Origin of the sequence: Thioalkalivibrio denitrificans (assembly GCF_002000365.1) — a bacterium.
GTDB classification, from domain to species: domain Bacteria; phylum Pseudomonadota; class Gammaproteobacteria; order Ectothiorhodospirales; family Ectothiorhodospiraceae; genus Thioalkalivibrio_A; species Thioalkalivibrio_A denitrificans.
The window spans coordinates 33,889-54,124 of sequence record NZ_MVBK01000033.1; the positions used below are offsets into that span (position 1 = coordinate 33,889).

Sequence of the window (20,236 nt, forward strand, 5' to 3'; positions counted from 1 at the left end):
ATCAGGATTATGCTCGAAACGTTCAGAAGTCGGATGAACCTTTGCCCTTTTGAAACGCACACCCTCGCTTGAGTTCGCATTGCCCGCACAAGGGTTTTGGGCGGCACACGTGTTTGGCGTGGGTGACGATCAGGGCGTGGTACTCGTTGTAGAGGGTCGTGTCGGGACCCAGGGCGGTCTCGATGGCGGTTCTCAGGTCGTCATAGGGTGCCTGCGCGCGGGTATGTCCCAGACGGCCCAGCAGGCGGCGCGTGTAGGCGTCCACCACGAACACGGGGCGTTCGAAGGCGTACAGGATGATGTCGTCGGCGGTCTCGGGACCGATGCCGTGCACCGACAGCAGGGCCTCACGCAGGCGCCCCGTGGGCCAGTGCCGCAGCTTCTGCCATCCGCCCTTTGCCACGTACCATCGGCACAGGGACTTGAGTCGCGCGGCCTTCACGTTGAAGTAACCCGAAGGCCGGATCAGGCGCGCGAGCCGGGCATCGGACAGGTCCAGTATAGCGTGCGGATCCAGCGCCCCTGCCCGCTCCAGCGCCTCGATGGCCCGCTCCACGTTCACCCACGCGGTGTTCTGCGTGAGCACCGCCCCCACCATCACCTCGAACCGATCCCTCGCCGGCCACCAGTGCTGGGGACCGTGGGTCTTGTAGAGGCTGCGGAAGATCTCATGCAGACGCTGTTTGTTCATGCGAAAAGCAGATTGGCCACAGAGGTCACAGAGGTCACAGAGAAACCAAGGGCGCACTGGAATCGTAGGTCGGGCTTATCAGCCCGATCCACGTCGAGATCCCGCTTCTCTGTGACCTCTGTGACCTCTGTGGCAAGAGAAGTCCTTACTTCCTGGGACGACGGGCCGTGCGCGGCGGCTTGGGCGGGCGCCGGTCCTCACGGCGGACCTTGGGCGGAGTCCAGGAGAGACCGGCGGCGGCATACAGGGCGCCCATCTCGGCGGGTTCCAGGTCGCGCCAGCGTCCGGCGCGCAGGGCGCGTCCCAGCGCCACGGGGCCATAGCGCACACGGGTGAGACGACTCACCGTAAGCCCCACGGCCTCCCACAGGCGGCGCACCTCACGGTTGCGCCCTTCCCGCAGTGTCACGTGGTACCAGTGGTTGGCGCCGGCTCCGCCGGCATCCCGCAGGGTCTCGAAACGCGCGGGCCCATCCTCCAGTTCCACGCCCGTGGTGAGCTGGCGCAGGGCTTCGGGCGGCACCTCGCCGAGGATACGCACCGCATATTCGCGCTCCACCTCGGTGGAGGGATGCATGAGCTTCGCCGCCAGTTCGCCGTCGGTGGTGAACAGCAGCAGGCCCGAGGTGTTGTAATCGAGCCGCCCCACCGCAATCCAGCGTCCGTTGCGCAACCGCGGCAGATGGTCGAATACCGTGGGCCGTCCTTCCGGGTCCTTGCGGGTCGTGAGTTCGCCGTCGGGCTTGTGATAGGCGATGACACGGGGTTTGGGTTCCGCCTTCAGCGGCACCGCCTTCCCGCGGACGGCCACCTTGTCGTCCGGACCGGCCTGGTCGCCCAGGGTGGCGACCCGCCCGTTGACGGTCACCAGCCCCTGTTCGATCCAGCGTTCGATCTCGCGGCGGGACCCGTGGCCGAGGCGGGCGAGGAGTTTTTGCAATCTTTCAGCCATGATTCGCCTCCCGGCAATCAGGATTCAAAATTCAAAATTCAAGATTCAAAGGAAACCCGGTGTGTCCCCCTGAACTTTGAATCTTGAATTTTGAATCTTGAATACGAAATCATCCGCTACAATGCCTTCTCACAGTCCGGAGCCCTCCATGTCCGAAACCCGCGCCTTCATCCCGCTCAACATCGCAGTCCTGACCGTGTCCGACACCCGCACCGAGGCCGACGACACCTCCGGCGGCTACCTGGCGAAGGCCGTCGAGGAGACGGGGCACCGGGTGGCGGAAAAAAGGATCGTGCCCGACGACATCTACCGGATCCGGGCCGAGGTCAGCCGCTGGATTGCCGATCCGGATGTCCACGCCGTGATCACCACCGGCGGCACCGGCATCACCGGCCGCGACGGCACACCCGAGGCGGTGGCGCCGCTGCTGGACAAGGAGATCGAAGGTTTCGGGGAACTCTTCCGGGCCATCTCCTTCCAGGAGATCCGCACCTCCAGCCTTCAGTCCCGGGCCGTGGCTGGCGTGGCCAATGCCACCTTCATCTTCTGCCTGCCGGGTTCGTCGGGCGCCTGCCGGACGGGCTGGGAATCGCTCATCCGCGAGCAGCTCGACAACCGCCACATGCCCTGCAACCTCGTCATGCTCATGCCGCGCCTCAACGAAAAATAAAGCGCAGATCCAAGTGGCAAGTGACCAGAGACAAGACGCGATCGATACCTCTCATCACTTGAATCTTGAATCTTGAATATTGAATCTTGAACCTCGAGCCTCACTGCAGCGTGCGGCCGTCCGGCGTTCGCGGCAACTCCACCACGGTGTCTGACGCCTCGCCCTCGCCCGCTTCGTCGGTCTCCGCGGCGGGAAGCGAGTCTTCCTCAGCCGCCTCCGGCGCCGATGAGTCGCCCTCGTCCGGGCCATTGAAGTCCAGCTCGGGGTGCATCTTGTCCAGGTCGCGCAACTCGGCCAGGGTGGGCAGGTCGTCCAGGGACTGGAGATTGAAGTAGTCCAGGAACTGGCGCGTGGTGCCGAACAGGGCGGGTCGCCCGGGTACGTCCCGGTGGCCCACCACGCGGATCCACTCCCGCTCCGATAGTGTGCGCACGATATGGGTGCTGACGGCCACCCCCCGGATCTCCTCGATCTCGGCCCGGGTGATGGGCTGACGGTAGGCGATCAGCGCCAGCGTCTCCAGCAGGGCGCGGGTGTAGCGCGGCGGCTTCTCCTCCCAGAGCCGGGACACCCAGGGCGCCACCGTCTCCCGCACCTGGAAGCGATAACCGCTGGCCACCTCCTTGAGTTCGTAGCCCCGCGATTCGCAGTCTTCACCCAGTGCCTTCAGGGCTGCCCGAATGGCGGCACGCTCGGGGTGTTGATCGCCGTCGAACAGCCGTTCCAGCTGATCGATGGACAGGGGTCGGTTGGCAGCCAGCAGGGCCCCTTCTATGATTCTCTTCAGCAGATCCGGATCCATAAAACCATTCTTGCCCAATAAGTTATGAGATATTTCTAAACTGTCAGACTATCTATAAAGCTTCCTTTTCTGCCCTCTCCAGAACTGTTCCACGCTAACACCGGACGCGAACTTAATTCATTAAAAGTCTGTTTCCAATATATTTTCGTAAAGCTCGTCATCTGGCGCCTTGCCCGCGAGGCTGACATAGATCGGCGCATAGGGCTCCTGCTGAACCAGGTCGATCAGGTGGCCCTTGAGCATTTCCAGAACGGCCAGAAAGGTGACCACCACGCCCCGACGTCCCTCCTCCGGGGTGAACAGTTTCTGGAACTCCACAAAGGGGGCTTCGTTCAGCGCCTCCAGCACCTGGGACATGCGTTCGCGCACCGACAGGGGTTCGCGCTGGATGTGATGGTGGCTGAACATCTCGGCACGGCGGAGGACTTCCCGGAAGGCCAGCAGCAGTTCCGTGAGCTCCACGTCCGGCAACTTCGGCTTGCGCTCCATGGGCGGCGGTTCGGCCGCCACGGGGAAGATATCCCGCTCTACCCGGGGCAGCGCGTCGATGTCCAGGGCAGCCTTCTTGAAGCGTTCATACTCCTGCAGGCGACGTACCAGCTCGGCGCGGGGATCCTCCTCCTCGTCCGCGGATGCCGGGCGCGGCAGCAGCATCCGGGACTTGATCTCCGCCAGCATGGCCGCCATGACCAGGTATTCCGCGGCCAGCTCCAGGCGCAGATCCTTCATGAGATCGATGTAGCCCATGTATTGCCGCGTGATCTCGGCAATGGGGATGTCGAGGATATCCAGGTTCTGCCGCTTGATCAGATACAGGAGCAGGTCCAGCGGACCCTCGAAGGCCTCCAGAAACACCTCCAGGGCATCCGGGGGGATGTAGAGGTCCTTCGGGGGCATGCTCAGGGGCTCGCCGCGCACGATGGCAAACGGCATCTCCTCCTGGGCATGGGCGTTCGGGGGCGGTCCGTGAATCTCGGTGCTCATCGGTAGGCCAGCCCCATGGCGCGGCGCACCTCATCCAGGGTGTCCCGGGCCATGTCGCGGGCCGCCTCGCAACCCTCGTTGACGATGGTGCGTACCGCGGTGGGATCGGCCTCGTATTCCCGGGCGCGCTCCTGGATCGGCCGCAGTTCGGCGCGGACAGCGTCGACGATCGGCTGCTTGCATTCCAGGCAGCCGATACCCGCGGTCCGGCAACCCTCCTGAACCCACTGGCAGGTGCTGTCGTCCGAATAGACCTGGTGCAGTGGCCACACCGGGCATTTTTCCGGCTCCCCCGGATCGGTGCGGCGCACCCGCGCCGGGTCGGTGGGCATGGTGCGGATCTTCTTTTCCACCTCCGCCGGGTCCTCCCTCAGCGCGATGGTGTTGTTGTAGGACTTGGACATCTTCTGGCCGTCCAGGCCCGGCATCTTGGCGGTCCTGGTCAGGAGGGCCTGCGGCTCGGGCAGGATGATCTTGCCGGAACCTTCCAGGTAACCGAACAGCCGCTCCCGGTCGCCCAGGGAGATGTTCTGCTGGGTTTCCAGCATGGCGCGGGCCACGTCCAGGGCCTGATCGTCTCCCTGTTCCTGGTAGCGGCGGCGAAGGTCCCGGTAGAGACGGGCGTTCTTCTTGCCCATCTTGTCCACGGCGGCCTCGGCCTTCTCCTCGAAGCCGGGCTCCCGTCCATAGAGATGATTGAAGCGCCGGGCGATCTCCCGGGTCATCTCGATGTGGGCCACCTGATCCTCGCCCACGGGCACCAGGCCTGCCTTGTAGATCAGCACGTCTGCGCCCTGCAACAAGGGATAACCCAGGAAGCCATAGGTGGCCAGGTCCATTTCGCGCAGCCGTTCCTGCTGGTCCTTGTAGCTGGGTACGCGCTCGAGCCAGCCCAGGGGCGTGATCATGGACAGGAGCAGGTGGAGTTCCGCGTGCTCGGGGACCCGCGACTGAATGAATAGCTTGGCCGCGCCGGGGCTGACACCCGCCGCGAGCCAGTCCACCACCATGTCCCACACGCTCTCCCCGAGCACCCGCGGATCCTCGTAATGGGTCGTCAGGGCATGCCAGTCCGCAACGAAGAACATGCACTCATAGGCATGCTGCAGTTCCACCCAGTTCTTCAGGACGCCGTGATAGTGCCCCAGATGGAGGCGCCCCGTGGGCCGCATGCCGGACACAACGCGCTGGTTCTGCGCAGGAAGGGAACTCAAGGCTGCTCCTGTTGGCTGTGGGTCATGGGATCGGCGGGAGGCCGATGCTCAGGGGAAGGCGACATTATGGTGGCTCGGGCGGCTCAGTTGAACCCACCGGGTATGAACAGGCCCGTCAGCAGCAGCAACAGCCATTCGCTGCGATCCTCGCCGTTGATGAGCAGGCGGCCCTCCTCGATGCTCAGGTCCGTGCGATAGCCGTCCCCCTCTTCCCGGACATAGCCCTCTTCCGCCAGGCCCTTCAGGACACCGCGCCCCAGGGGCATTGCCAGCAGTCGGCGCGCCTCCGGATCCACGTTGGCACCGGCCTCGCCGCCCATGGTCTGCAGGCTGATGAGGCCGGCCAGTTCCTCGGCCAGTGCCCGGGTGGCCTGGATGCGCCCGCTCAGCCGCAGACGCTCCACCAGGTCCAACGTGTCCGGCTCCATGTCCCGTCCGTCAAACCCGGCGCCCAGGGCCAGTTCCACCGTGCCCCGAGACATCTGCGCACGCAGGGGATCCAGGCGCAGTTCCGGTGAATGGGCCAACAGCCCGGGCAGATGCTCCAGCAGCACGGCCCCCGGTCCCCGGTCCGGGAATCCCTCTTCGGTTCGTGCCTGCAAGCGCTCCAGTTCCAGCAGCAGGGCCTCGTAACGGGCCGCGTGCAAGGGACCCAGCCGCAGGTGCATCTCGCCCTGCGTGGCTTCCCACCCTGCGGCCTGCATGGCGCCAAAACCGGACTGGAGGCTCAGATCCACAAAATCCCCCTGCCGGGTTTGCACGGAACGCACACGTACACGCTCCATGCGCACAGGTTCCGTGTCGCCGTCCGCCAGGTCCAGTGCATCCAGCCGGTACTCCAGCCAGCCATCGGCGACCCGGCTGGACGGATCCGAGAGGTCCAGTTCCAGCACCTGCCCTGTAACGACCAGCGTGCTCTCCGGATCCTCAAGCACCAGTTCGGGCACATTCAGCTGGCCGCGCAGCCGGTGGCCTTCAACGCGAAACTCGCCTTCCAGGCCTGCCGAACGCACCCGCAGGTCGGGGTCGTCCGGGAGCGTCATGACGAACGACGGGGAGTGCAACCCGATATCGGCGCTGTCCCCGCGTGCGCCAAGCCGGGTCGTGACCGTGAGGGGTGCAGCCTCACCGAAGGCCTCCGCCAAGAGGGCCTCCAGTTCCGGGGGGATGAGGGGTATGGATTCCACCACCACGGCGCCAAAGCCGTGACTGATCCGATGGCGCACGTCGAACTCCACCGCCTCGGCGCCCGTGCTCAGGCGCACCCGGCTGAGCGCCGTGGACTCCATCCACCCGCGGTCGAAGGATTCCAGCCGGTGCGCAAGCGTCATTTCGCCGGCACGACCGCCCTCGTACGCCGAAAGCTGGCGATCGGCCTGCCAACCCAGCCAAGCGGGCCATGCCGGGACCGCGACCGCCACCAGGAGTATCAACACAAGCAGGAGTCGTCTTCCGTTCATGATGTCCACACACTCCCTTGGAACAGGACTTCAGCCTGCGAACAGCGGGGCCAGGAAGTTGCCTGGCAGACCGAACACCGTGCCGATCAGATCAATGAAGAAACCGAGAAACGGTCGCAGGATCGTCCACAGCAGTCCGGTGAACAGCAGGCCGAGAATGATGAACAGCCCGTAGGGTTCCAGCCGGTCATAGGTGTCGGACATGCGCGGCGGAAGCAGACCGGAGACGACCCGCCCGCCGTCCAGGGGCGGCACCGGCAGCAGGTTGAGCACCATGAGCAGCAGGTTGATGAACACGCCCGCCGCACCCATCAATACCAGCGGCACCGCCATCCAGCTGAATGTCTCGAGCATCCCGAGGCCCAGCTTGATCATCAGCGCCCAGAAGAAGGCCATGACCAGGTTGGACAGCGGGCCGGCCACCGCGACGATGGCCATGTCGCGCTGGGGATTTTTCAGGTTGCGGGTGTTGACCGGCACGGGCTTGGCCCAGCCGAACACGAACGGCGGCCCCGGTGTGACCATGGTGATCACCAGCAGCCCCAGGGGCACCAGCACCGTGCCCACCGGGTCGATGTGCTTCAGGGGATTGACCGTGAGCCGGCCCAGCATCTGAGCCGTGGTGTCACCCAGCAGGCGGGCCACCCAACCGTGGGCGACCTCGTGCAGGGTGATGGCGAAGAGAACGGGAATCGCCCAGATGGCGATGTTCTGAATGATGGTTTCCATGCGGGGGACATTATACCTGATACCTGCGGGCCCGGGCCTCGCGTAACGGCGTTCCGGAAGGCCCGAGGCCGCGTCACGCCTCCAGACCCGCGGTGTCCCCCTTCCCCCGCCTGATCACCTGCGGGTACCCGGCCTCCATGTCGATGACCGTGGTGGGCTGGACGCCGCAGGCACCGCCGTCGATGACGAGGTCCACGCGGCCGTGGAGGCGCTCGGCGATCTCGTAGGGGTCGGCCATGGGCAGGTCGTCCCCGGGCATCTGCAGCGTGGTGCTCATGAGCGGCTCCCCCAGATCCGCGAGCAGGGCCTGGGTGATGGCGTGGTCCGGGACGCGCAGGCCGATGGTCTTGCGCTTGGCATGCTGGAGGCGCCGGGGCACCTCGTGGGTGGCCCGCAGCAGGAACGCGTAGGGGCCCGGCGTGTAGGCCTTGAGCAGCCGGTAGGCGGTGTTGTCCACCCTGGCGTAGTTGGAGATCTCCGAAAGGTCGCGGCAGACCAGCGTCAGGTGGTGGGTGTCGTCCAGTTGGCGGATGCGCCGGATCCGCTCCATGGCCCCCTTGTCGCCGATGGCGCATCCAAGGGCGTAGCACGAATCGGTCGGATAGACGATCACCCCACCGGCGCGCACGACATCCGCCACCTGGCGAATCAGGCGAGCCTGGGGATTTACCGGATGGATCTCGAGAACCTGGGTCATTTTCAGATTTCAGATTTCAGATTTCAGATTTCAGATTTCAGATTTCAGAAGCATAACAGCACGCGCCATCCGATATCTGACATCTGACATCTGACATCTGACATCTGTTCTGCGACACTATTCAGTGATGAAACTCCTCTACGACCTGCTGCCGGTCATTCTCTTCTTCCTGGCGTACAAGTTTTACGGGGCGATCCCCGATCACTGGGTGCTGGGTGTGAGTGCGTGGCTGCCCGTGGCCCTGGATCCGGCCGACGCTGGTCACGCTATTTACCTGGCCACGGCGGTGGCGATGGTGGTGATGGTGCTGCAGCTGGCCGGCGGTTTCGCGATCAAGCGCAAGCTGGAAGCGATGCCGCTGTTCACGGGTCTGCTGATCGTGGTCCTGGGTGCGGCCACGCTGCTGCTCCACGACCCGGTCTTCATACTCTGGAAACCCACTCTGGTAAACTGGTTGTTTGCTGCGGTGTTCCTGGCCCCACCGCTGCTGGGCAGGGCCACGTTGGTGGAGTCGCTCATGGGCCATGCCCTGAACGTGCCGAAACGAATATGGGCGATCACCAACCATGCCTGGGTGCTGTTCTTCGTGGTCTCGGGGCTCGTCAACCTGTTCGTTGCCTACACCTTCAGCGAGGCGTTCTGGGTCGACTTCAAACTCTTCGGCATGCTCGGCATGACCATCGTCTTCATCCTGGGCCAGGCGGCCTATCTGGCCATGCACCACACCGAACCGGATCAACATACCTCCAGCGGAGATTCGCCCTGATGCTCTACGCCATCCTCGGACACGACACGCCGGACAGCCTCGAGAAACGCAAGCAGGTCCGTCCGGCCCACCTGGCCCGACTGGAGTCGTTACGGGACGAAGGCCGACTCGTACTGGCGGGCCCGCTGCCGGCCATCGACAGCGAGGATCCGGGCCCAGCCGGCTTCTCCGGCAGCCTGATCGTGGCCGAGTTCGACTCCCTGGACGACGCCAGGGCCTGGGCGGATGCCGATCCCTACGTGGATGCCGGTGTCTATGCCGAGGTCATGGTCAGGCCCTTCCGCAAGGTCCTGCCCTGAGCGTCTCCCCATTTTTCGATCGTAAGGAAACCATTGCATGTTCACCAGCACGCGCCGCCGCGCTCTATTCGCCCTCCTTGTTGTCCTCGCCCTGCTCGGTGGTTGCGAGCGTGCCGAGGAACCACGCACACAGGTCAGCGATGCGGATGCGGTCGCCGTCGTCAACGACGTGGTCATCACGCGGGAAGAGTTCGAGGAGTTTCTCGCCCTGCAGCGCATGTCCCGCCCGGCGGAAGACCTGCAGCGCGAACAGGTCCTTGACGAAATGATCAGTCTGGAACTCTTGCGCCAGGCCGCCGTGGAGCGCGGCCTGGACCGCGATCCGGAAATCCTTCGCCAGGTGGAACGCAGCAAGACCAACCTGATGGTCGGCGCACTGCTGGAGGACTGGCTGGGCCCGGAGTACACCGAGGAGCAGCTGCGCGCGGAATACGACCGCCAGGTGCGGGACATTGATCGTGAGGAGTTCAAGGCCCGTCACATCCTCCTGGACACGGAGGAGGATGCCGAAGCCGTGATCCGGGAACTCGAGGAGGGCGCGGATTTCGAGGCGATGGCCCGTGAGCATTCCACGGGACCGTCGGGCCCCATGGGCGGAGACCTGGGTTGGTTCACGGCCAATCAGATGGTGTCCGAGTTCTCCGATGCCGTCCGTGCCCTGGAACCCGGCACCTTCACCCGCGAGCCCGTACAGAGCGACTTCGGATGGCACGTGATCCTGCTGGAGGACACACGCACCGCCGAACCGCCACCCTTCGAGGCGGTCCGGAGCCGCCTGGAGGAGATTCTCGACAACCGCATCATCCAGGAAAACATCGAGGACCTGCGCCAGCGTGCCGACATCGAGATCCGGTAGGTGCCTTGGGTTGGCATCGGCTGGGTTTAACCACGAAGCTCACGAAGAGCACGAAGGAAAGGATATTTCTCTCGCAAAGGCCGCCAAGCTCGCCAAGAAAAGCGGATCATAGGGCGGGCCATACCCGCCATCCCCAACTGACCCGCATCTCCGCGGCATGGGGAGTCCGCAGTTATGACTCTCGCGAAGCCGCGAAGCGCGCCAAGAAAACCGCAAGCTTCAGAAACCCCTTCTCAAGAATCTCAAAGCCTTTCTTGGCGGGCTTCGCGCCTTTGCGAGAGAACATTTTTTTGTCTTTCTTCGTGTCCTTCGTGAGCTTCGTGGTTATCACGAACCCGGCACAGGCCTAACACTTGCGCCATACCAACGTGAAGTTGTTGACGGGCATGACCACGTCGTCGATGCGTTCGAGTCCGGCGGCAGTGGCAAGTCGGTCCAGGTCGGCCTTGTCGCGGATGCCCATGCCGGGGTCGCGCATCTGCAGGCTCATGTGAAAGCGCGCGTTGCTCTCGCTGGTGAATTTGCCGTTTTCGTTGAACGGACCATACAGGCAGAAGCAACCGCCGCGCCGGAGTACCCGCCCTACCCCGGCGAACATGGCCTCCACCGCCGGCCAGTGCATGATATGGGCCGTGTTGGCCGAGAAGATGCCGTCGGCCTCGCTCAACGGCCACGATGACGCGCGCACGTCCAGCTCCAGCGGCTCGGCCACGTTGGGCAAGGCCGCCTCCGCCAGCCACAGGCGGATCCCCGGAAGATGCTCGGGCACATCCGAGGGTTGCCACCGCAGGTGTGGAAGCGCCGCCGCGAAGTAGACCGCATGCTGCCCGGTCCCGCTGCCGATCTCCAGTATCGTTCCGGGTTCGGTGAAATAGCGTTCGAGTACCCCGAGGATCGGATCCTTGTTCTGCTCGCAGGCCTCGGAAAAGGGTTTGGCGAAATGAGTGGGCATGACGTGTTGTTGTGACTTGGATAAGGTTCTTGTGTTTCAACGCGGAGATCGCAGAGACGCAGAGGACGCAAAGAGGTTGTAATCAAGATCTCTGCGTCCTCTGCGTCTCTGCGATCTCCGCGTTCTCAGCCCAGTCAAGCCGAAACACATCTCAGCGAGACGTCTGGTCAGTCTGGATCACCAGGGAAACGCGCCGGTTTTCGGCGCGGCCCTCGGCGGTGTCGTTGCCGGCCACCGGGCGGGTGTCGGCGAAGCCCACCGCCTGCAGGCGCTCCGGCTCGAGACCCTGAGCGATCAACTGGCGTACCACCCCGCTGGCCCGGGCGGCGGACAGCTCCCAGTTGGACGGAAACACGGGGGTATCGATGGGCACGTTGTCGGTATGGCCCTCCACCGTGATCTGCCCGTGCGCCGCCGAGAGGATGGGCATGAGTCGTTCCAGCAGCTCGCGGCCGTCGGCGCGCAACACCGCACTGCCACTGGGGAACAGGATACCTTCGCGAATGCGCAGTTCCACCTGCCCGATGGTGCTGAAGACCTCCACGCCGTCGAGGCCCCCTTCCCTGCCGAGCGCCTCCTCCAGCGCCGACACGGCGGCCTCTTCCCGGGCCAGGGGTTCGGCCATGGGCACCTCCCCCGGATAGGTGGCCGGCGCCTCTTCCAGGATAGGCGGGACGATGGACTGGCGGTGCGGATAACCCAGTTCGATGCCGAAGCCGTCCACCCAGCGCCACGCCTGGTCCTCCTCCGGCCGCGTGTAGGCGAGCAACACCACGAACAGCACCAGCACCAGCGTGAGCATGTCCAGGTAGGTGAGGATCCAGGCATGCTCATCCTCCCGCCTGGCATCGTCGCCGGGCCCCTGGGGCGCTACCGTCCAGGGCGGCGGATAATGGGGTGCCGCGGCGAGCTCGGCCTCCAGGACATCGGCGTCGACGTTCCTTTGGTGACTATCCTGGTGCACCGGGCGTCTCCTGGCGGATCTCGTCATGGTGATGTTCCATGAACGATTTCAGCGTCTCCCGGATGTAGGCCGGGGAACGGCCCTTGCGCATCAGGGTCACGCCTTCCAGCACCATGTTCATCAGGACCACGCGCTCCTCGGTACGCCGCTCCAGCTTGATGGCGATGGGCCGGAACACGAGGTTGGCCAGCACGATGCCGTAGAACGTGGTGATGAGCGCCACACCGAGGTTCACGGCGATCACCTGAAAGTCGCGGGTCTCGGTGGCGAACAGCATGTTGATGAGCCCCACCAACGTCCCCAGCATGCCGAACGCAGGTGCATAGGTGGCCATGGATCGAAACACCTGGGCTTCAGCCAATTCCCTGGCCCGCAGGCGCGACAACCGCCATTGCAGCAGATCGCTGATGTCCTCCATGGGGGTATCGTCGATCACCAGCTGCACGCCGGTACGCAGGTAGGGATTGCGCACGGTGTCCAGCTTGCGCTGCACGGCCGCCAGGTTGCCGTTGAACCACAACCGCGCCATGTCGACGATTTCGTCCATGTCCTCGCGGAAGTAGTAGCGCTCGTTGCGCAGCACCACGATGAAGACGCGCCAGACGTGCAGCACCTCGTGCAGCGGATAGCTCATCAGGGTGGCCGCCAGCGTCCCGCCCAGCACGATGGCCAGGCCCGGCAGGTTCACGAACACCGACAGATCCTGGGACGTGACGGCCAGGACGATCACCAGCAGCAGAACGCCGCCGATCATGCCGAGTGCAGTGGAGGGATTCATGGTGATTCAGTCTACACGCGGCGGCGCGTGAGGCGTGAGGAGAAAGGCATGGGGCGTCGTGCAGATTCCCCCTCTCGTCGGGAGAACGCTTTGTGGAGAGGTATTAGGGGTTAGGTGTTAGGGGAGAGGGGTTAGGTGTTAGGCGTCCAATGCCCCCCTTACGCCTTACGCCTTACGCCTTACGCCTTACGCCTCACCAATAAGCTCAAGGAACCGTGCCTCGTCAAGCACGGGGATGCCGAGCTTCTCCGCCTTGGCCAGCTTGGAACCCGCGGCCTCGCCGGCGATCACCGCGGTGGTCTTCTTCGACACGCTGCCGGTCACTTTCGCACCCAGCGCCATGAGCCGCTCGCCGGCCTCCTCGCGGGTCATGGACTCCAGTGCGCCCGTGAGCACGTAGGTATTCCCGCTCAGAGGCAAGGCGTCCTTTTTGGTCCTGGGCTCCGTCTCCTCCCAGTGCACGCCGGCCTTGCGCAGCGCCTGGATCACCTCACGGTTATGCGGCTGCTGGAAAAAGGTGGCCACGTGATGGGCCACGACCGGGCCCACGTCAGGGACTTCCATGAGAGCCTCCTCGTCGGCGGCCATGAGCGCATCGAGACTGCCGAAATGGGCTGCGAGCGCCCGGGCGGTGGCTTCGCCCACCTCGCGGATGCCCAGCGCGAAGATAAACCGCGCCAACTGCGTGTGCCTGCTCTTCTCGAGTGCATCCACCAGGTTCTGGGCGGACTTCTCGGCCATGCGCTCCAGTCCCGCGAGTTGCCCCGTGTTGAGCCGATAGAGATCGTCCACGTGATCCACCAGTCCCGCATCGACGAGTTGCTCCACCAGCTTGTCGCCCAGACCCTCGATGTCCATGGCACGCCGCGAGGCAAAATGCTTGATGGCCTCGCGGCGCTGGGCGGCGCAGTACAGTCCGCCGGAACAACGCGCGACGGCCTCGCCTTCCGAACGCACCACCTCGGATCCGCAGACCGGGCAGGCAGTCGGCATCTCGACGGGCCGTGCATCCGGCGGGCGTTGGGCGGGCACCACGGCCACCACCTCGGGGATGACATCGCCGGCACGACGCACAATCACCGTGTCACCGATACGCACATCCTTGCGCTCCACCTCGTCCATGTTGTGCAGCGTGGCGTTGCTGACGGTCACGCCGCCCACGAACACGGGCTCCAGCCGCGCCACCGGCGTCAGTGCGCCCGTCCGTCCCACCTGGAACTCCACGTCGCGCAGCACCGTCATCTGCTCCTGCGCCGGGTACTTGTGCGCCACCGCCCAACGCGGCGCGCGCGACACGAACCCCAGGTGCTGCTGCAGATCAAAGCGGTTCACCTTGTAGACGACGCCGTCGATCTCGTAGGCAAGACCGTCCCGCCGCGCCCCGATGCGACGGTAATAATCCAGGCACCCTCGCGCCCCAGTCACCACGTCACGTTCCGGGCAGACGCGCTGGCCCCATTCCATGAGAAGGTCCAGGACCGCCGAGTGCGTGTCCGGCAGCTCACCGCCCTCCACATGCCCGGCACCGTAGACAAAGAACGTCAGCGGTCGGCGTGCGGTGATGCGCGGATCCAGCTGGCGCAGGCTGCCCGCCGCCGCGTTGCGCGGGTTGACGAACACCTTTTCGCCGCGCTCCGCGGCTTCACGATTGAAGGCCTCGAAGCGGACCTTTTCCATATACACTTCGCCGCGCACTTCCAGCAGCCGGGGATGGCCGCCGCCATGGAGCTTGAGGGGTATTGCGCGAATGGTGCGTACATTGCCCGTGACATCCTCGCCCGTGGTGCCGTCCCCGCGTGTGGCGCCGCGCACCAGATGCCCGTTTTCATAGAGCAGGCTGATGGCCAGTCCGTCCAGCTTGGGTTCAACGGCAAATTCGACCGGCGTATCGTCACCCAGCCGATCATGGATGCGCTTCTCAAAGGCCAGCACCTCGTCTTCCTCGAAGGCGTTGTCCAGCGAGAGCATGGGCAGCAGATGCCGGGCCTCGGCAAACGCCCTGGCAGGTTCCGCGCCCACCCGCTGCGTGGGCGAATCCGGAGTCACCAGATCCGGATATTCGGCCTCCAATGCCTGAAGCTCACCCATGAGCGCGTCATAGGCCGCATCGGGAATCTCCGGATCATCCAGCACGTAATAACGGTAGTTATGGTGCTCCAGCTGCTCACGCAGGGAATTGACCCGCTGACGGACCTTTTCGGGGATCTGTGACATGGCGCTCATCGGGGATCTTTCTTGTTTCAGCTTCCGGGGATGGAAGATCAAAAGCCTTCAACGCAAAGGCGCAAAGACGCAGAGGGCGCAAAGAGAATACTTTCTTGAAAAAGAACATTACTCGGACAGGCCCCTGGGCCTCTGCTTGGCCTCGTGTCCCTGATTCTTTGCTTCTAATTAACGATTCGTGTTTTTTGCGTCTTTGCGCCTTTGCGTTGAAGGCTTTTGATGCTTCCCAACAACTCACCGCCGCGCCGGCACGCGCGCCTTGAGGGACCACTCGCGGATGCTTTCGCGGATGTGTTCGATGCCCTGGGGCGTGAGGGCACTGCGCGAGGCGTCCAGCACCTGGCCGTCAAGGCGTTCCGCCAGGGATTGCGCGCACTTGAGCATCGCCTCGAAGGATTCCATGGCATCGCGCGGACCGGGCAACTGCAGAAACAGCGCGACACCCACTGTCGAGAGTTCATCCATGGTGGCGGGATCGAGCGTACCCGGGTTGAGCATGTTGGCCACACTGAACTGCGGCACGTGCCCGTTCGACGTGTTCACCAGCCGGTGGTAGATGTCCATCACGCCGAACTCGAGGCCCTCGGATTCCAGGGCTGCCTTGAGCTGCACGCCGAGGATGTGCCCCGAGGGACCCGCGGCCACGTGCAGGACGATCAACTTGTCGGGTGCGGGTTGCGGCGGTGCCTCGGTCCGCGGTGTCGGTGGGGCGGGTGCCTTCTCAGGAGCGCTGCTTCGAGGGCGGGGCGGCACCGGCTGCACAGGCCGGTCCCGGGCCTCTTCCACCACCCGGGCCTTGAGGCTCTCGATGTCGTTCAGGGCGTCGGGATCGTCTTCGGCTGCCGCTCGCAGCGGTGGAATGTCCCGCTCGCTGTCGGCTCGGATATGGATCTGCTCCAGCGCCTCGCGCTCCACGGCCTCGTCCACCAGATCCCTGGGCCGGCGCCCGGCGTTGCGCATGCGCCCCGCCACGTAGATGCCCACCAGCACCAGCAGTGCGAGAATCAGCAGTATCCAGCGCAAGGCGTCCACCTCCGTCGCTTCTCCTCAACCGGCGGCCATCTGGGCGGCTTCGTCCACGTCCACGGCCACGAGACGCGATACGCCCGCCTCGCGCATGGTGACGCCCACCAGCTGGTCGGCCAGTTCCATGGTGGTCTTGTTGTGGGTGATGAAGATGAACTGGACGCGCTCGGACATCTCCTTGACCAGGTTGCAGAAGCGCCCCACGTTGGCCTCGTCCAGGGGTGCGTCCACCTCGTCGAGCATGCAGAACGGCGCCGGGTTCAGCTCGAAGATGGCGAATACCAGGGCCACGGCCGTGAGCGCCTTCTCACCGCCGGACATGAGATGAATGGTGGACAACCGCTTGCCCGGCGGACGTGCCATGACGGCCACGCCGGTGGACAGCAGATCGTCGCCTGTCATCTCCAGGTGTGCCTGGCCGCCGCCGAACAGGCGCGGGAACATTTCCCCGAGGCGCCCGTTGACCCGCTCGAAGGTATCCCGGAAGCGCTGGCGCGTTTCCTTGTCGATCTTCTGGATCGCGTTCTCCAGCGTTTCCAGCGCCTCCATGAGGTCCGCGTGCTGGGCGTCCAGATACTCCTTGCGCTGGCTCTGTTCCCTGAACTCATCGATGGCCGCCAGGTTGATGGGCCCCAGGCGCTGGATGCGCTGTGCCAGTGACTCCACCTTCTCCTGCCACGCGGCCACCGTGGCGTCCTCCTCCAGGCCCTCCAGGAGCGCCTCCGCGGTAAACGGCGTCTCGGCCAGCTGCTCGCGAATGGTCTGGCGGCGCACGTTTATCTCCTGCCAGGCCATGCGCAGGCCGTCCAGGTTTGCCCGGATCTCCTCTGCCTGACGCTCCACGGCGACACGACGCTGATCGTGTTCGCGCATCTCCGACTCGATGCCCTGCACCCGTGCGCGGGCCTCGGCCAGTGCGCGTTCCACTTCCACGCGCCGGGCCAGCAGGTCCTCCAGTTCGGTGGACAATTCGCGGATCGGTGCATCGCCGTCCTGCATGGCGGCGTTGAGTCCGTCCAGGCGCTCGGTGAACTGCGCCGCCTGGGCCTCCATGCGGGCCAGGCTGTGGGCCGTTGACTCGCGGGTGCTGCGCAGGGTCTGCAGCCGCAGGTCGATCTCGTGCAGGGCATCCCGGCGAGCCTGGGCCTCGCGGCGGGCGGCATCCAGTTGCTCGCGCAGCCCGTCGCGCTCGGCTGTCAGGCCTTCCCGCTCGCGTGCCAGTGTCTCCATGCGGGCCACCGCCTCGTTGCGGGCGTTGGTAGCCGCCTGCAGGGCCTCGGCATCGCGCCCGTGCGCCGCCTCGATTTCCGAGATCTCCTCGTTGATGCGCGCAAAACGCGACTCCACCTGCTCCAGGCGCGTGCGCCGGTTGCTCAGCTGGGCATCCAGGTCCGCGGCCGCGCGATGAGCCCGGTTGACCAGGACCTGCAGTTCCTCGCGTCGCGCCTCCAGTTCGGCCACTGTGGCGCGATCCGCCTCCAGGGCCTTCTGCTGGGTCTCCTGCTCGCTGTTGAGCCGGGCCAGCTCGTCGTGCAGGGACTTGATCTCCTGCTCGCGTCCCAGAACGCCGGAATGCTCGTCCGGATCCCGGGCCACCCGTAGCCAGGCGCGGCCCAGCCACACGCCCTCGGGCGTAATGACCGATTCCCCGGGGCCGNCGGCCCCGGGCCGCGCACGCGCCCGATCAGTCGATCGCCCTCACCGGATGCGGCGCCTTCAGCCGAGACATCCAGCGCCAGCAGGTCGCCGTGGGTCAGGCTGTCCAGGACCCCGGCCACGCCGTCCAGGTCATTGACGCAGACCGCCTCAAGGTACTGGCCCAGCACGGCCTCCACGGCCCGCTCCCAGCCCGGCTCTACCTGAAGCTGCTCAGCCAGCCGCGGGGCATCGGCCAGCCCCTGCCCTTCCAGCCACTGCACCACGGATTGCTCGCCCTTGCCCAGGGCAGCCTGTTGCAGGGCCTCCAGGGAGGACAGGCGTCCGGCCCGGGTCTGAATGGCCCGGCGCAGTTCATCCAGCTGTGAGGATCGCGACCGTGCCGACTCCCGGGCCTCGCGGATGGCATCCAGCGTACGGGTCAGCTCCGCCTGCTGCTGTTCAGCGCTCTGGTGAGCCTCGGCGGCCTGGGCGGTCAAGGCTTCCATCTCGGTGCGCAGGGCCTCGGAGGAGAGCTGACCGCGCTCGGCCTGCAGGCGCTCCAGGCGCGTTTGCAGATGCTGAATCTGGCGCTCCAGGTGTTCCATGCGGGTGCGTTCCACCTGGGCCGTCTGGGCCGGCTCGGCGGCACGCTGGTTGAAGTCCTCCCACCGCCCCTGCCATTCGCTCATGGCCTGTTCCGCCGCACCCAGGGCATCCTGGGCGGCCTGGCGGGCCTCGTCGGCTTCCCGGTGCCGCGGCAGCAACGCCTCCAGCTCCCGGTCGAGATCGCGGAGCCGGTTGCCGTCCAGTTCCATGTGCTCGCGGGTCTCCCTGAGCCCCGCCTCGGCCTGCTGCAGTTCACGCGTCTGGCGCTCGCGCAACTCCCGGGCATGCTGGATGGACTGTTCCACCCGGGAGATGTCACTGCCCAGACCGTAGTAGCGCCCCTGCACCTCGTTGAAGGCCTCGTTGGCCTCCACGAGCTGTTCGCGGTTCTTCTCGATGGCGGCTTCCAGGTGGCGCAGTTCCGCGATGACGCCCTGCAGGCGGGTTTCCTCCTCGCGCAGGCCCCGTTCGCGCCCGGCCGCGTCGCTGTCCATCTCCCGCAGGCGCAGGGCCAGCAGTTCGGCACGGCTCCGGCGTTCCTCCTCCTTGAGCGTCTTGTAGCGTTCGGCGGTGTTGGCCTGGCGCTGGAGGTGATTGATGTGCTTTTCGATTTCCTCGCGCAGATCGTCCAGGCGCTCGATGTTCTCTCGGGTGTGGCGGATGCGTGTCTCGGTCTCCCGGCGCCGTTCCTTGTACCGGGAGATGCCGGCGGCCTCCTCCAGATAGACGCGCAGTTCCTCGGGCTTGGCCTCGATGAGCCGGGAGATCATGCCCTGTTCGATGATGGCGTAGCTGCGCGGCCCGAGGCCGGTGCCGAGAAAGATGTCCGTGATGTCCTTGCGCCGGCAGCGCGTCCCGTTGAGGAAATACTGCGACTGGCCATCGCGGCTCACCTGGCGCTTCACCGAGATCTCGCTGTACTCGGCGTACTGGCCGCCCAGGGTGCCCTCGCTGTTGTCGAACACCAGTTCGATGAAGGCCTGTCCCACGGGCTTGCGGCTGGAGGAGCCGTTGAAGATGACGTCCTCCATGGAGTCGCCGCGCAGGTGCTTGGCGGACGATTCCCCCATCACCCAGCGCACCGCGTCGATGACATTGGACTTGCCGCAGCCGTTGGGTCCGACGATGCCGACCAGGCTGCTGGGAAAGCGAATGGTGGTGGGGTCCACGAAGGACTTGAATCCGGCCAGTTTGATCTTGCTGAGTCGCATCGGGACCTGCGGGCAAATGTTCAGGGAAACGGATTGGGCCGATTGCCGCGACGACGGGGCCGGGGTCGGCCTGCCCGTTGTGGCGATGGGCGGCGCCCATTATTACAATAATGCCGCCCTTTGGGGGAAGCCGATCGCCCCCGTGTGCCGCGGGTCCCGATTTGCGGGCCATCCCACCCCTGCCGAAACACGATCACCATGCCCAGCCAGCCCAGCAAGGACCTTGAGACCTTTGAAAACCCCCGGCCGGGCCGGGATTATACCATCCGGATCCGGATCCCCGAGTTCACCTGCCTGTGCCCCAAGACGGGCCAGCCGGACTTCGCCACCCTGCACCTGGAGTACGTCCCCCGGGCGCGCTGCGTGGAGCTCAAGGCCCTGAAGCTCTATGTCTGGAGCTTCCGGGAGGAAGGCGCCTTCCACGAGGCAGTGACCAACCGCATCCTGGACGACCTGGTGGCCGCCACCGACCCCCACTTCATGCGCCTGACAGCCGAGTTCAATGTCCGCGGCGGCATCTACACCACGGTGGTGGCCGAACACCGCCACCCCGAGTGGCAGGCCCCGGCGCCGGTTTCCCTGCCCTGACGTGGCTTGAAGGCTGTCTTACCACGAAGCTCACGAAGGGCACGAAGAAACAAAGAACAGAAAGTCCTCTCGCAAAGCCGCGAAGCCCGCAAAGAAAGGCATATACAGGGCGGGCCATGCCCGCCGTCCC

General features: G+C 65.2%; 18 protein-coding genes and 1 pseudogene. 5 read left to right on the forward strand and 14 right to left on the reverse strand.

What is annotated here, in order from left to right; all coding sequences use genetic code 11:
- Positions 1–22 precede the first annotated feature (22 nt).
- Both B1C78_RS05635 and rluB read right to left on the reverse strand, forming a co-directional pair.
- Positions 23–691 carry an endonuclease III domain-containing protein gene (locus B1C78_RS05635; RefSeq protein WP_077278173.1) on the reverse strand — a complete coding sequence of 223 codons (669 nt, stop codon included), beginning with the start codon at positions 689–691 and terminating at the stop codon, positions 23–25.
- A 145-nt stretch (positions 692–836) separates the two neighbouring features.
- Positions 837–1,643 carry a 23S rRNA pseudouridine(2605) synthase RluB gene (gene rluB, locus B1C78_RS05640; protein ID WP_077278174.1) on the reverse strand — a complete coding sequence of 269 codons (807 nt, stop codon included), beginning with the start codon at positions 1,641–1,643 and terminating at the stop codon, positions 837–839.
- Between the two features lie 121 nt (positions 1,644–1,764).
- On the opposite strand from rluB, the gene moaB reads away from it, so the two are divergent.
- Positions 1,765–2,313 carry a molybdenum cofactor biosynthesis protein B gene (gene moaB / locus B1C78_RS05645; RefSeq protein ID WP_217698006.1) on the forward strand — a complete coding sequence of 183 codons (549 nt, stop codon included), beginning with the start codon at positions 1,765–1,767 and terminating at the stop codon, positions 2,311–2,313.
- Positions 2,314–2,413: 100 nt separating this feature from the next.
- On the opposite strand, the gene scpB is transcribed toward moaB, so the two are convergent.
- From scpB to B1C78_RS05675, 6 genes are all read right to left on the reverse strand, one after another.
- Positions 2,414–3,115 (reverse strand): SMC-Scp complex subunit ScpB, encoded by a 702-nt coding sequence (gene scpB / locus B1C78_RS05650; protein WP_077278176.1) that lies wholly within the window; start codon positions 3,113–3,115, stop codon positions 2,414–2,416.
- Between the two features lie 120 nt (positions 3,116–3,235).
- The gene (locus tag B1C78_RS05655; RefSeq protein WP_077278177.1) at positions 3,236–4,099 is read right to left on the reverse strand and encodes a segregation and condensation protein A; all 864 of its coding nucleotides are present in this window, start codon (positions 4,097–4,099) and stop codon (positions 3,236–3,238) included.
- Positions 4,096–5,313: a tryptophan--tRNA ligase gene (locus B1C78_RS05660; protein WP_077278178.1), complete on the reverse strand. Its 1,218-nt coding sequence runs from the start codon at positions 5,311–5,313 to the stop codon at positions 4,096–4,098. Before B1C78_RS05660 ends, B1C78_RS05655 begins: the two co-directional genes overlap by 4 nt.
- A gap of 83 nt (positions 5,314–5,396) precedes the next feature.
- Entirely contained in the window at positions 5,397–6,773 is a 1,377-nt protein-coding gene (locus B1C78_RS05665; RefSeq protein WP_139349819.1) for a DUF945 family protein, read from the reverse strand.
- Positions 6,774–6,803: 30 nt separating this feature from the next.
- Positions 6,804–7,502: a site-2 protease family protein gene (locus tag B1C78_RS05670; RefSeq protein ID WP_077278180.1), complete on the reverse strand. Its 699-nt coding sequence runs from the start codon at positions 7,500–7,502 to the stop codon at positions 6,804–6,806.
- Positions 7,503–7,575: 73 nt separating this feature from the next.
- A complete protein-coding gene (locus tag B1C78_RS05675) occupies positions 7,576–8,199 on the reverse strand; it encodes an L-threonylcarbamoyladenylate synthase (protein WP_077278181.1) in 624 nt (207 codons plus the stop codon).
- Between the two features lie 127 nt (positions 8,200–8,326).
- On the opposite strand from B1C78_RS05675, the gene B1C78_RS05680 reads away from it, so the two are divergent.
- From B1C78_RS05680 to B1C78_RS05690, 3 genes are read left to right on the forward strand one after another with little or no spacing between them, the layout of a single operon-like run.
- Complete coding sequence (locus tag B1C78_RS05680; protein ID WP_077278182.1) at positions 8,327–8,965, forward strand: septation protein A; 639 nt, start codon at positions 8,327–8,329, stop codon at positions 8,963–8,965.
- Positions 8,965–9,264, forward strand: coding sequence for a YciI family protein (locus tag B1C78_RS05685; RefSeq protein WP_077278183.1), 300 nt, complete (start codon positions 8,965–8,967; stop codon positions 9,262–9,264). The genes B1C78_RS05680 and B1C78_RS05685 overlap by 1 nt, the downstream gene beginning before the upstream one ends.
- A gap of 37 nt (positions 9,265–9,301) precedes the next feature.
- Positions 9,302–10,120, forward strand: a complete 819-nt coding sequence (locus B1C78_RS05690) for a peptidylprolyl isomerase (protein WP_077278184.1) — start codon at positions 9,302–9,304, stop codon at positions 10,118–10,120.
- Between the two features lie 346 nt (positions 10,121–10,466).
- Here the strand turns inward: B1C78_RS05690 and B1C78_RS05695 are convergent, their stop codons facing one another.
- From B1C78_RS05695 to smc, 6 genes and pseudogenes are all read right to left on the reverse strand, one after another.
- The gene (locus B1C78_RS05695; RefSeq protein ID WP_077278185.1) at positions 10,467–11,072 is read right to left on the reverse strand and encodes a DUF938 domain-containing protein; all 606 of its coding nucleotides are present in this window, start codon (positions 11,070–11,072) and stop codon (positions 10,467–10,469) included.
- A 151-nt stretch (positions 11,073–11,223) separates the two neighbouring features.
- The gene (locus B1C78_RS05700) at positions 11,224–12,063 is read right to left on the reverse strand and encodes an OmpA/MotB family protein (RefSeq protein ID WP_077278186.1); all 840 of its coding nucleotides are present in this window, start codon (positions 12,061–12,063) and stop codon (positions 11,224–11,226) included.
- The gene (locus B1C78_RS05705) at positions 12,023–12,814 is read right to left on the reverse strand and encodes a motility protein A (protein ID WP_077278187.1); all 792 of its coding nucleotides are present in this window, start codon (positions 12,812–12,814) and stop codon (positions 12,023–12,025) included. The genes B1C78_RS05700 and B1C78_RS05705 overlap by 41 nt, the downstream gene beginning before the upstream one ends.
- 186 nt (positions 12,815–13,000) lie before the next feature.
- Positions 13,001–15,028 (reverse strand): NAD-dependent DNA ligase LigA, encoded by a 2,028-nt coding sequence (ligA, locus tag B1C78_RS05710; protein WP_077278201.1) that lies wholly within the window; start codon positions 15,026–15,028, stop codon positions 13,001–13,003.
- 243 nt (positions 15,029–15,271) lie between these two features.
- Positions 15,272–16,069: a cell division protein ZipA gene (zipA, locus tag B1C78_RS05715; RefSeq protein WP_077278188.1), complete on the reverse strand. Its 798-nt coding sequence runs from the start codon at positions 16,067–16,069 to the stop codon at positions 15,272–15,274.
- A 15-nt stretch (positions 16,070–16,084) separates the two neighbouring features.
- Positions 16,085–19,518 (reverse strand): annotated as a pseudogene (smc, locus tag B1C78_RS05720) (chromosome segregation protein SMC).
- A 198-nt stretch (positions 19,519–19,716) separates the two neighbouring features.
- Here smc and queF point away from each other — a divergent pair.
- Positions 19,717–20,106 carry a preQ(1) synthase gene (queF, locus tag B1C78_RS05725; protein ID WP_077278189.1) on the forward strand — a complete coding sequence of 130 codons (390 nt, stop codon included), beginning with the start codon at positions 19,717–19,719 and terminating at the stop codon, positions 20,104–20,106.
- Positions 20,107–20,236 lie beyond the last annotated feature (130 nt).

Bases quoted from the DNA above. Each gene is read 5' to 3' on its own strand.
- moaB (WP_217698006.1), top strand. From the start codon at position 1,765: ATGCCTTCTCACAGTCCGGAGCCCTCCATGTCCGAAACCCGCGCCTTC.
- B1C78_RS05680 (WP_077278182.1), top strand. From the start codon at position 8,327: ATGAAACTCCTCTACGACCTGCTGCCGGTCATTCTCTTCTTCCTGGCG.
- B1C78_RS05655 (WP_077278177.1), bottom strand. From the start codon at position 4,099: ATGAGCACCGAGATTCACGGACCGCCCCCGAACGCCCATGCCCAGGAG.
- B1C78_RS05635 (WP_077278173.1), bottom strand. From the start codon at position 691: ATGAACAAACAGCGTCTGCATGAGATCTTCCGCAGCCTCTACAAGACC.
- queF (WP_077278189.1), top strand. From the start codon at position 19,717: ATGCCCAGCCAGCCCAGCAAGGACCTTGAGACCTTTGAAAACCCCCGG.
- B1C78_RS05675 (WP_077278181.1), bottom strand. From the start codon at position 8,199: ATGACCCAGGTTCTCGAGATCCATCCGGTAAATCCCCAGGCTCGCCTG.
- rluB (WP_077278174.1), bottom strand. From the start codon at position 1,643: ATGGCTGAAAGATTGCAAAAACTCCTCGCCCGCCTCGGCCACGGGTCC.
- B1C78_RS05700 (WP_077278186.1), bottom strand. From the start codon at position 12,063: ATGACGAGATCCGCCAGGAGACGCCCGGTGCACCAGGATAGTCACCAA.
- B1C78_RS05670 (WP_077278180.1), bottom strand. From the start codon at position 7,502: ATGGAAACCATCATTCAGAACATCGCCATCTGGGCGATTCCCGTTCTC.
- ligA (WP_077278201.1), bottom strand. From the start codon at position 15,028: ATGTCACAGATCCCCGAAAAGGTCCGTCAGCGGGTCAATTCCCTGCGT.
- scpB (WP_077278176.1), bottom strand. From the start codon at position 3,115: ATGGATCCGGATCTGCTGAAGAGAATCATAGAAGGGGCCCTGCTGGCT.
- B1C78_RS05705 (WP_077278187.1), bottom strand. From the start codon at position 12,814: ATGAATCCCTCCACTGCACTCGGCATGATCGGCGGCGTTCTGCTGCTG.
- B1C78_RS05685 (WP_077278183.1), top strand. From the start codon at position 8,965: ATGCTCTACGCCATCCTCGGACACGACACGCCGGACAGCCTCGAGAAA.
- B1C78_RS05690 (WP_077278184.1), top strand. From the start codon at position 9,302: ATGTTCACCAGCACGCGCCGCCGCGCTCTATTCGCCCTCCTTGTTGTC.
- B1C78_RS05695 (WP_077278185.1), bottom strand. From the start codon at position 11,072: ATGCCCACTCATTTCGCCAAACCCTTTTCCGAGGCCTGCGAGCAGAAC.
- B1C78_RS05665 (WP_139349819.1), bottom strand. From the start codon at position 6,773: ATGAACGGAAGACGACTCCTGCTTGTGTTGATACTCCTGGTGGCGGTC.